The following is an 11283-nucleotide window of genomic DNA, read 5'->3' as shown; positions in this document are numbered from 1 at the left end:
TCATTATTTAATCTAGGCTCATTCTTATTTATTTTTATCTGCTTGGTAAATTCTCTATCTTATTATTACAAACACCATTTATATGTTTACCAAATTTCAATTTTTAATAGCTTATAATAAGAAAGAGAAATCTAAAAACGATTCCTCTTACTTATTATAAAAGCTCTCTAATGAAAGCTTATTATTCAATTATTCTTCTTGCTCTTGTAACTCTACTCCATGGGACATCAACTATTCTTACATCGGCATTTGTGTTTGGAGACTCTATCCACTTACCATCTCCTATATACATACCAACGTGATCTAAGCTTGAATAGAAAAGTAAATCTCCTGGCTTTATGTCACTCAAAGATACTTCTCTTCCTTCACCTATTTGAGCCCAAGTAGTTCTTCCTATTACAACACCAGCTTGTCTAAATCCCCATTGCATAAGACCTGAACAGTCAAATGATCTATAACCCTTATCTACATATCTTTCAGCTCTTACATACCATCCTTTGGCAGTCTCATTTGGAAATTTTGCTTTTAAAGAGTTTAATGATGCTGTTGTTAAATACTCCCCTGAGCCTCCCCATACATATGGGCTACCTAGTTGAGCCTTCATAGCAGCAAAAGCCTTTTCATAAATTGAACTGCTTTCATCTTCAGTTAAATCTTCAACTATCTTTATATACTTTGAGCTCACATACCCAGACTTACCATTAAAGATAATTTTATACCAATCTCCTGATGTTCCAGTTATCTCAACAACTTGACCTTCAAGTAGATATCCTAACGCTAAAGAACTTGTAGTAGCTTCAGTTCTTACAGTTAAGCCTGAACCTCCAGTATTATACACTTTACCTCTTTTATTCTCAATTACTGGTGAATCGCTTCCACCTGAATTAGAACTTCCTTCGCTAACTTCTTTAACATATTCCTTACTTACGTAAGCCGTCTTTCCATTGTAATTTACCTTATACCAGTTTCCACTTTCACCTGTTATATCTACTTTGTCTCCTGTATAAAGATATCCAAGTATTAAAGAATTAGTATTTGCTTCCGATCTTACTCTTAATCCAGCACTTGCATTTATTACTTCTCCCTTTTTAGATGTAACTTGGGAATCACTGTTATTATTATTATTATTTGAATTACTATCTGTAACCTTCTTTATGTAATCCTTACTTGCGTAAGCTTCTTTACCGTTATAATTTATTTTATACCAACTACCACTTTCACCTATAACATCTACTTTAGTACCAGTATAAATATGTCCAAGTATTGATGAACTAGTTGACGCTCCCGCTCTTACTCTTAACCCAGCATCTGCATTTATCACTTCACCTTTAAAAGTAGTTGGTGTGTTTGGTGTACTTGGCGTTGTGTTAGTAGAACCATTTGAATTATTATCTGATGTACTATTACTAATTTTCTTTACATAATCCTTAGAGCAATAACCGGTTTCACCCTTATACTTAATAGCATACCAATTTCCACTCTCTCCAGTTATTTCAACTACTTCTCCATTTAGAAGATATCCAAAAGTAGATGCACTTAAGCTTGGTGCTGTTCTAACTCTTAAGTTACTTCCTTCTACCCCATAAACCTGTCCTTTTGTAACTGTTACTCCAGGTGATGGATTTGTTGATGTATTTGGTGAATTATTTTCTATAACTTGTACATAATCTCCATGGACAAAACCAACTATTCCTGCTGTTTTAATATTATACCATTGTCCACTTTTAGCTATTATATCAAATGTTTCACCCTCTCTAAGGCTTCCTAAAATAGCAGAAGATGTACTTGCTGATTGTCTTATTCTTAAAGTAGAATTCCCTAAATTTACTGCCTTTCCCTTAGATGCGGATGTAGTATTATCATTAGAATTAGATAATTTATGAGTGTAATCCTTTGATACATATCCACTCTTTCCATTAAAGTTAATCTTGTACCAATTCCCCTTTTCTCCCGTTATCTCAAAAGTATCTCCTGCCTTTAAGTACCCTAAAATAGACGATGATGTATTTGCATCAGATCTAACTCTTAAGTTTAAAGTAACATCACTATTTACTTGTCCTTTTTCTATACTTCTTTGATTACTTAAAATAGATTGTCCATTAGTATTGTTATCGCTTGGTAATGGTGATGCACTTACAACATTGCCTGTTAAAGTAACTCCACCTGTAACAGCAGATGCTGCTGCAACAAACCTCAAAACTCTTCTCTTTTCCATATTTAAACGCCTTCCTTGACAAAATAATCCTTATTACCTTTAATTATACTTTAATTCATACCATTTTACATTATTTTTTTTTATTTTTTTGTAACTTATTCGTAATAATTTCCTAGGAAATAATAAAAAAATAGGAGTATTTGCATACTCCTCTCTATAATTGACTAAAACTTATTAGTTCTATATTATTTTCCTTAATATATTCTTTTACCTTTCTACTTACTAATGTCTCCAATTCAATAGTTCTTTCTATTGCGTATGAAGTCCTATTTAATATATTTTGATCCAAATATCCTGGATGAGACATAAGCTCAACTGTTTCAAAATCTTTATATTCTTCTAGTAATCTAATTAAGTTATCTTCAGTAACCATTTCTTTTTCATAAAATAATTCACTAAACTTGCTTGTAGATTTTATTCCTTTATACATACTATCATAAGTTTCACCCATTAATCTAACTGGCAAATTATTTTTAATAGCAATTTCTTTAACCACTTCAAAAACTTTCTTTATCCTATGAACATGATGATGAGTATCTATATGTGTTGGCTTTATTCCATAAGATAAAAATTTATTAAACTGACACTCTAGTTCTTTTCTTATATCATCTTTTTTTGCTTTTTCTTCAATTCCTTCACTCTTTATAAATTTCCCTTCTTCATCCACTAATGAATCTACTCCCTGAGCTAAAGGTTTTCCAGCAGTTAAAACGAAGTGTATTCCAACCCCTATCCCCGGATTTTCATTTGCTAATTTAACTGCATGATCTACAGCTTCCATGTTGCACATTAAAGTAGTAGATTTTACAATTCCCTCATTATACGCTTCAATAATCCCTAAATTAATCGCTTTTGATATACCAAAATCATCAGCATTTACTATTAACCTCATATTCATTCATCCCTTACATTAATACATATTTTTTTAATTATAGTAAAACTTTATCATTATTTTGCGAGTTTTTAAACAGTTTGGAAACTTAAACTAATAATTATTTCTTTAAAACGAAAACTTTAAACATTTTCTATCCTTTTTCACTTTTTTATTTTTCAATATATGTATATCTATATAAAAAGGGGGCTTACTTTTGAAAATTAAAATATTAGCTTTGGTTATTTCTACCTTAATAGTAGTATTTATAGCCTTATATTCAATACCACTAAAGAAAAATATTGACCTTGTAGTAAATGGTGTGCAATGGAACATAGATAATGAAGATTATTCAGAAAAAACCACTATATCTATAAAAGGAACTTACAGCAGTTATCTACTAAAAAAGATATATTCAAAGGGGATATTATTATTGATCTTTATGGCTTTACCAATAATTCATTTCCTCTAAATATTACCTTTGATGATGGAATTGGTAGCTTAATATATGTAGACAAGGATAATCCATCAAATATAAATTCTTTAGGATTTTTAATATCAACATCCGATTTTGATAAAGTTTTAATTGGGGTAAATACTCCAGTAAAGTCACATTCACAAAGTTGGTCAGGTAAAAATGGAGTTGTTATAAGTGGTACAGCAGAAAATCGTGAGGAAGCATTAGAAATAGCAAAATTACTTTCACAAAAAAGTAAGTGGCTTTCTAGTGGAAGCTTTTTAAAATAGTACTAAATTATTAAAAAACATAGTTTTTTTAATAATTTAAGGACTGTATAAACAATACAGCCCTTTGCATTTTCCCTAATTTTCTTTTCCTAATTCTTTAGATTTATCAAAACCAGGATCAACTTTAAATATACTTATAGATAATTTCTTATATACTAACATAGTTATTGCTGATACCAAAATAGCTTTTAGTCCGTTAAATGGTATTAAACCTACCATTACATATTGAGTTATATCAATCTTTCCTGACATACCAAAAACAGGCAGTAACAAGTATATATTTGCAAAAATTCCTGCTACCTCCATAAATAGTCCACCAACTATCATTCCAATAATAGCACTCTTCTTACTTTTATTTCTATGATAAATCATTGCTGCTGGTACTACAAAAGATACACCTATTATGAAGTTTGCAAGTTCCCCTACAAAACCTGTTCCAGTTCCTGTAATTAATAGATTTAAAAGTATTTTTAAACCTTCTATAATAACACCTGACATTGGTCCAAAAGCAAAAGCTCCTATAAGAACTGGCAACTCACTTAAGTCCATCTTTAACCATGGAAATAATGGTATTAGTGGTATTTCAAAAAGCATAATTACCACTGCAATTGCACTAAGTAATGCAATTTTAACAAATTTACTAAGATTTTTTGAAGTATTCATTTTCCCTTCCCCTCCCAAAAGTTAATCTTCTGGGGTAGCTTATTAGAATTTAGCTTTTTAATCATATTTAATATAGCCTCCGGAAAACTATTTATACATTTTATTGCATAAAAACATAATTAAAAAATAAAAAATCCCTGATAATAATTATCAGGGCCACAAAAAACACACTTATTATAGAGCTAGCTCTACTAAATCCTAATACGTTACCTTCTTTCATCCAGACTATACTGTCGGCCTCGGAGTTTCACCGAATCTGCTAAAAATAGCTCGCGGGCTTTACCGCCGGTGGGGAATTACGCCCCGCCCTGAAGATTTATTTAATTTACAAATATATTATACATATATGTACAAGCATATTCAAGTTATTACTATATTTTTTTATACAACCACAAGAGAGAAGTCTCCTTAGACTTCTCTCTAAACATTATATTCTACTCATCTTCCTTAATATCTTTCATAGTTAAAGCAATTCTATGTCTCTTTGTATCTACTTCCATTACTCTAACCTTTATTACATCTCCAACCTTAACAATATCAAGTGGATGCTTTACAAATCTATTAGCCATTTGGCTCTTATGAACTAATCCATCTTGGTGAACTCCAATATCAACAAAGGCACCAAAATCAGAAACATTTCTTACAGTTCCCATAAGAACCATGCCTGATTGTAAGTCCTCAAGGTTAATTACACCAGTCTTTAAAATAGGTTTTGGCATTTCATCTCTTGGGTCTCTACCTGGCTTTTGAAGTTCTTTAATTATATCCTTTAATGTCATTTCACCAATTTCTAATTCTTTTTCTATATTCTTTAAGCCCTTTTCTGCAACTCTATCCTCAATATCAGAAAGCTTATTGTTCTTTAAATCTTCACTAGTATATCCCAGTAACTTTATAAGTTCCTTAGCTTCCTTATATGATTCTGGGTGAACAGCAGTGTTATCTAAAGGTTCTTTACTTTCTTGAACTCTTAAGAAACCAGCACATTGTTCATATGCCTTTTGACCTAATCTCTTAACTTTTAAAAGTTCTTTTCTTGCCTTAAATCCACCTTGTTCATCTCTATAATCAACTATATTCTTAGCTATAGCTGCATTTATACCTGAAACATATGTTAAAAGACTTGGAGTTGCTGTATTTAAGTCTACCCCAACCTTATTTACTGAATCTTCAACAACACCTTTTAAAGATTCCTCTAACCTTTTTTGAGTAACATCATGTTGATATTGACCAACTCCTATTGCTTTAGGATCAATTTTAACAAGTTCTGCCATAGGATCTTGTAATCTTCTACCTATGGATATTGCTCCTCTTACAGTAACATCTAAATCAGGATATTCCTTAGTTGCAAGTTCTGATGCTGAATAAACTGAAGCTCCTGCCTCTGAAACTATAACATAAGCTACTTCTTTTCCACTTTCTTTCTTAATTTCAGAAATCATTTCTGCAATAACTTCTTCAGATTCTCTTGATGCTGTACCATTTCCTAAAGAAATAACATCTATATCATATTTATATATTAATTCCTTTAATGTCTTCTTAGTTCCTATAATATCTCTCCTTGGAACTGTTGGATACACTGCTACATTTTCAAGAAATTTACCTGTACTATCTAATACTGCTATCTTACATCCTGTTCTAAATCCAGGGTCATATCCCATAACAGTTTTTCCTTTAATAGGAGCTTGCATAAGTAAAGCCTTAAGGTTTTCCTTAAAAATTAAAATTGCTCCTTCTTCACCCTTATCAGTTAATTCACTTCTTATTTCTCTTTCTATTGAAGGGAATATTAATCTCTTGTAAGCATCTCTAATTGCTAACTTTAACTGCTCATCTGAAACTTCGTTTCCCTTAAGAATTTCTCTTTCTAAGTAAGATATAATCTTATCTTCTCCAATTGTTATCTTAACAGAAAGAATCTTCTCTTTTTCTCCTCTATTAATAGCTAATATTCTATGTGGAGGTATCTTTCTAACCTCTTCACTATAGTCATAGTACATTTCATAAGGAGTTGTTTCTTCTGAAGATCCTTTAGACTCTATTAACCCTTCTCTCATTACTAATTCTCTTATGAACTTTCTGTACTTAGCTTCTTCTGAAATTCCTTCTGCAATTATATCTAAGGCACCTGATACTGCATCTTCTGCTTTTTCAACTCCCTTTTCTTCATCTATATACTTAGAAGCTTCCTGAAGTAAATCTCCTTTGAATGCACCTTCTAATATAAGATTAGCTAATGGTTCTAATCCCTTCTCTTTAGCTATAGTTGCTCTTGTTCTCTTCTTTGGCTTATATGGTCTATATATATCTTCCACTTCAGTTAAAGTTTCAGCTTTACCTAATGCTTCTGTTATTTCTTCAGTTAACTTTCCTTGCTCCTCTATAAGCCTAGAAACATCAGCCTTTCTCTCATCTAAATTCCTTAAATAAGTTAATCTTTCAGAAAACTTTCTTAAAACTTCATCTGAAAGTCCACCTGTTTTTTCTTTTCTGTAACGAGCTATGAAAGGAACTGTGTTTCCTTCATCTAGCATTTCTACTACATTATTTACTACTCCAAGCTTTAGTTCTAATTCCTTGGCTAATCTTTCTTCAATACTTACCATTTTTTCCTCCTAAGATTTACCTCTATATTAATAGTATTTTTCTATTATATGCTTTTTTATTCCTTTTGAAAATAATAGTTACTCTTCTAATAACTTCTTAAGCTCTATCCAATTATTAATTTCTATATAATCAACCATTGGTGTATATTTTTCTTCCCTAAGTGCTCCTTTAAACCATATAGGTTTTATGCCACTTAAACTAGCTCCTTCAACATCAGCAATTACATTATCTCCACAAAACCATACATCCTTACTCTCTAAATTAGCCTTCCTAAGTGCTAATTCAAAAATTCTTTTATGAGGTTTCTTAAACATATATTCACTTGATGCAATAATAAACTCAAAATGATTATTAGGAAGAAGGGCATTTATCCTATTTTTCAAGGTTTCTCCACTATAGCTTAAATTACTAATAACTCCAGTTCTTATTCCTTTTTCATGTAAAAAGTTTAATAAAAGTTCAATATTCTCTACTGGTCTTCCTGGTGCTGAAGCATCCCAGAATATTCTATCTATCTCATTTTGAGTAAGATTAAACTCAATTCCAAAATAATCATACAAATAATTTTGAAAACAGTAATTATGGACCTCTATACTATTAAAAAACTTTTTGCCATCACCTTCTCTTCCAATTTCAATATTTAGTTCAGTATAAAAATCAAATACTTCCTCTGCACTAATATTATTAGGATTCTTAGTTGCTTTACCTAAAAGAACATTTAATCCTTCTAACCTATTAAATTTTTCTTCTTCAATAAGAGTCTGTCCATAGTCAAAAAGTATCATCTTTGGATAATCCATATATTCTTCCCCCTTTAAACCCTTTTACTATCCTATAATATCATTTTTTTCAATATTATTGAAATTACTTTTTTCTTTCTTGTTATTTTTTCTTGCTCTCTTTATAATAATTATTATTTATACTGCAAAGGAGAAAGTGTTAATGGAAAAGATAAACATGCTTGGTACAGGCTCTGCTATGGTTACTAAATGCTATAATACTCCTTCAATTAAACGTGATTATTTTTAATATACTCACTTTTTCTTAGAATTTCATTACACTTATTTTTTTATACTATTCTCATACTCAATAAAAAAATATATAACTACTCAATATATATTTAATTGCATAACAAATAGACCTTAACACTTTCTTTAAAAAAAATAGTGCAAAAGCCTAGACGAATAATTAAATCGTATGCTTTTACACTATTATAATTATGTATAACTGCTAACACTCCTGTTTCTCCGTATAAACATAAATGCTTTACTAAAACACCTAATCCGCATGTTATACTATGGTGTAATGTGATTAATTCTTGCTTTCCGAGTCAATTTAATGCTCTAAGTATTATAGCCCACCTACATTACGATTTAATTATATATCATTCGATTGTCATACTCAAATTCAATATTCCTTATTATTAACGATATCTTCTCTAACCTTTTCTTAAATTATCTTCTCTTACCTATTATTTACTACCACATTTAGGAATTAACTATAATTTATAAATATACTATATGCTAATTTATAATTCTCTATTTTTTTACTTCTCTTTTCTCCTTCAAATTCTTCTTTAAACACTTTAATATTACAATCACCAAAATAGTATCCTTTTAACATCTCTTTATAATCAAAAGGGGTATTATATTTTAACATTCCATACATTACTCTAACAAACTTACACATTACTGCAATTTGCATTGACCTTTTCTTTGTTGGGTTCTTATGATTATATGACTTGTAATAACAATAGGCTATTCTAAAATACTCATTATGTTTTACTAAAGTATCCATTATATTAAATAGATGTTTTCTAACTATACGTGAACCAGCTTTATTTATTTTTCGTTCACCTATGTATTTTCCCGAAGCGTTTCCTTTTAAGCTCAACCCCAAAAATGCTAATATTGATCTTGTATTTTTAAAATTTCTAATATCCCCTATTTCACTTAAAACCGATATTAACTGTATTAATGGAATACCTTTTATCTCCTCAAACTCTGAATATAAAGGAATTATATTTTTTGCTATTTCTTTTATTTGCTTATCCAAATGCTCCTTAGATTCATTCTGTAATAAAAATTTATCTATGTAAGCTATCATCTCTACTTTTTCAGCATATGAAGGCTCTTTAATTAGCCCACTCCAAATTTCACACTCTTCCTTATATAAACTCACCATTCTCATATTAGGTTTGTCTACAATTTCACCCAACTCTTTTTTAATATTATCTAGTTCAACATTTATTATATCTTGTGGTGAAGGATATAGCTTTATTAGTGCTACTCCTGTTTTACTATTCAAGTTTTCAAAAATCTTAAAAAATACCGGATTGCATATATCTATACATCTATGTATTTTATTCTTTAATGCTACTACTTCATCACTTATATCATTTCTCATACGTGTCAGCTTTTGCAACGCTCTTAATTCTCTTTCATTATCTCTTATATAAACATAATTACCATTTCTAAGACAACTTGCTATGACCCTAGCATCTAATGTATCATTTTTCCCTTTCTGCCCTTCCTCTAATGCCCTTCTATGCTTTACTGAATCTGTTTTTATCATTACTGTTTCAATTCCGATATCTTTTAAATAATCTCTAAGATTAAACCAATAATGTCCTGTTGATTCAACACCTGCTATACAATCCTCATAAGTAAAACCATAATTATTCATAATTAAATCTATTTTCTCCTCTAGTTTAGCAAATCCATAATAGTCATTTTCAATACTGAGTCCTTTTTTTACAATTGAATTTCCTTCACTATCTACAATACTAATACTATTTTTAAATTTCCCTACATCAATCCCAATAAATACTTTCTTCACAAATGTTTCCTCCATACCAAAAATCCACAACAAAAAGTATATATTGGTAACTTTAATAAATCCATATTAATTTTCTCCAGAAATGAAGAAAGTCAAACTGACTTTCTTAAATTACTGTTGTGTTTTGAATCACCAGCCTACCATATTTTCATTTGCACTGTTCAAAAATCATAAAAAACTTTTTATTGACCATGAGGGTCATAGCAGCTAAAAACTTCATAATAAATATACTTTTATCTGGTTCCTTAAGAAGATTAATTAAACCCATCACCTTACTAGTCTCAATTTCATGAATTATATATTCCCTATTAAAATCTTATCTTGTATAACATGGTTTTCTATATCACTAGTTCTATATTTCTCATGGCTATATTTTCTATAATAATCTATAGCCTTATACTTATTAATTCCATCTATCCAATTTTTGAAGTTATTGTCATCTCCTTTAAATTTATGTATATTATCCAAAGCACTAAAGAATACATCTGAAATACATTCTTCTATTAAACCTTCATTCTCGAAAGATCTTAATACATTTCTTATTACTACATTTACAATAGCAGAATAGTTATCTATAACATACTCTAAGGCTTTTTCATTTTTATTACAGAGCTGTTTTAAATAATTCTTTTCATCTATTTTCATAAGCTAACTCCCTTATTGAGGCCTATACTATTTATAACGACTATTATAATTAAATCTTACAATAATTATAAAAAACCCCTACTATGATTGACTTATATCAATCATAGTAGGGATTATTCTATATCTTATGCATTTGCTGTTGTATTAATATATACTCTCTTTGCAAGTTCATCATCCATTAAGTATAATCCTGCTGGGTTATCTTCTACTCTTCTTATCTTCCTAAGTAAGTTATTAAAATTGTTTTCTTCCTCTACTTGTTCATCTATAAACCATTTAAGTAAGCTCATTGTAGCATGCTCTCTTTCTTCATGAGCAATATCAGCTAAAGCATATATCTTTCTCGTAATAAGCTGCTCATGTTCATATGCTCTTTCGAATACATTAATCATTCCATCATAGTCTGCTTCTGGTTTTTCAATTGCTTTTAACTCAATATGACCATTTTTTTGATAAACATAATCATATAGTTTCATTGCATGATCTAGCTCCTCTTTAGCTTGCACTCTAAAGAAGTTTGCAACCCCAACTAAATCTATTGATTCACAGTAACCTGCCATCGCAAGATAAATATAAGAAGAATAAAACTCGAAATTAACTTGCTCATTAAGCTCATTTAATAAATTTTTACTTAACATTACTTTCATCTCCTTTTAATCATTGGCTACTTTACTATTATCATAATATAAATTACAAT

General features: G+C 29.9%; 9 protein-coding genes and 1 riboswitch. Of the genes, 1 reads left to right on the top strand and 8 read right to left on the bottom strand.

The window, feature by feature from the left end; all coding sequences use genetic code 11:
- Window positions 1-181: 181 nt before the first annotated feature.
- A complete protein-coding gene (locus tag DR024_RS01635; protein ID WP_111918078.1) occupies window positions 182-2215 on the bottom strand; it encodes a C40 family peptidase in 2034 nt (677 codons plus the stop codon).
- A 154-nt stretch (window positions 2216-2369) separates the two neighbouring features.
- Window positions 2370-3107: a chitin disaccharide deacetylase gene (gene chbG / locus DR024_RS01630; RefSeq protein ID WP_055253251.1), complete on the bottom strand. Its 738-nt coding sequence runs from the start codon at window positions 3105-3107 to the stop codon at window positions 2370-2372.
- A 196-nt stretch (window positions 3108-3303) separates the two neighbouring features.
- Here chbG and DR024_RS01625 point away from each other — a divergent pair, with 196 nt between their 5' ends.
- Window positions 3304-3558 carry a hypothetical protein gene (locus tag DR024_RS01625; protein ID WP_055184039.1) on the top strand — a complete coding sequence of 85 codons (255 nt, stop codon included), beginning with the start codon at window positions 3304-3306 and terminating at the stop codon, window positions 3556-3558.
- A 350-nt stretch (window positions 3559-3908) separates the two neighbouring features.
- Here DR024_RS01625 and DR024_RS01620 read toward each other — a convergent pair whose 3' ends face one another.
- The 6 genes from DR024_RS01620 to DR024_RS01595 all read right to left on the bottom strand — a co-directional run bounded on the left by DR024_RS01620 (window position 3909) and on the right by DR024_RS01595 (window position 11224).
- On the bottom strand, window positions 3909-4496 hold the full coding sequence (locus DR024_RS01620; protein WP_055184040.1) for an ECF transporter S component: 588 nt from the start codon (window positions 4494-4496) through the stop codon (window positions 3909-3911).
- Window positions 4497-4700: 204 nt separating this feature from the next.
- A riboswitch (FMN riboswitch) is annotated at window positions 4701-4816 on the bottom strand.
- A 114-nt stretch (window positions 4817-4930) separates the two neighbouring features.
- Complete coding sequence (locus DR024_RS01615; RefSeq protein WP_055184041.1) at window positions 4931-7102, bottom strand: Tex family protein; 2172 nt, start codon at window positions 7100-7102, stop codon at window positions 4931-4933.
- A gap of 78 nt (window positions 7103-7180) precedes the next feature.
- Window positions 7181-7903 (bottom strand): HAD family hydrolase, encoded by a 723-nt coding sequence (locus tag DR024_RS01610; protein ID WP_055184042.1) that lies wholly within the window; start codon window positions 7901-7903, stop codon window positions 7181-7183.
- A gap of 694 nt (window positions 7904-8597) precedes the next feature.
- Window positions 8598-9941, bottom strand: coding sequence for an IS110 family RNA-guided transposase (locus tag DR024_RS01605; RefSeq protein ID WP_055184043.1), 1344 nt, complete (start codon window positions 9939-9941; stop codon window positions 8598-8600).
- 294 nt (window positions 9942-10235) lie between these two features.
- Complete coding sequence (locus DR024_RS01600) at window positions 10236-10586, bottom strand: sigma factor (protein WP_055184044.1); 351 nt, start codon at window positions 10584-10586, stop codon at window positions 10236-10238.
- Window positions 10587-10711: 125 nt separating this feature from the next.
- Entirely contained in the window at window positions 10712-11224 is a 513-nt protein-coding gene (locus DR024_RS01595) for a ferritin (RefSeq protein ID WP_055184045.1), read from the bottom strand.
- Window positions 11225-11283 lie beyond the last annotated feature (59 nt).

This window comes from Clostridium paraputrificum (genome assembly GCF_900447045.1).
Classification (GTDB): domain Bacteria; phylum Bacillota; class Clostridia; order Clostridiales; family Clostridiaceae; genus Clostridium; species Clostridium paraputrificum.
The sequence above is the reverse complement of the archived record's forward strand: the minus strand, read 5'-3'. Positions and strand labels throughout refer to the sequence as shown.

Coding starts and splice junctions, on each gene's coding strand:
- DR024_RS01635 (WP_111918078.1), bottom strand. CDS start 2,215: ATGGAAAAGAGAAGAGTTTTGAGGTTTGTTGCAGCAGCATCTGCTGTT.
- chbG (WP_055253251.1), bottom strand. CDS start 3,107: ATGAGGTTAATAGTAAATGCTGATGATTTTGGTATATCAAAAGCGATT.
- DR024_RS01620 (WP_055184040.1), bottom strand. CDS start 4,496: ATGAATACTTCAAAAAATCTTAGTAAATTTGTTAAAATTGCATTACTT.
- DR024_RS01615 (WP_055184041.1), bottom strand. CDS start 7,102: ATGGTAAGTATTGAAGAAAGATTAGCCAAGGAATTAGAACTAAAGCTT.
- DR024_RS01610 (WP_055184042.1), bottom strand. CDS start 7,903: ATGGATTATCCAAAGATGATACTTTTTGACTATGGACAGACTCTTATT.
- DR024_RS01600 (WP_055184044.1), bottom strand. CDS start 10,586: ATGAAAATAGATGAAAAGAATTATTTAAAACAGCTCTGTAATAAAAAT.
- DR024_RS01595 (WP_055184045.1), bottom strand. CDS start 11,224: ATGTTAAGTAAAAATTTATTAAATGAGCTTAATGAGCAAGTTAATTTC.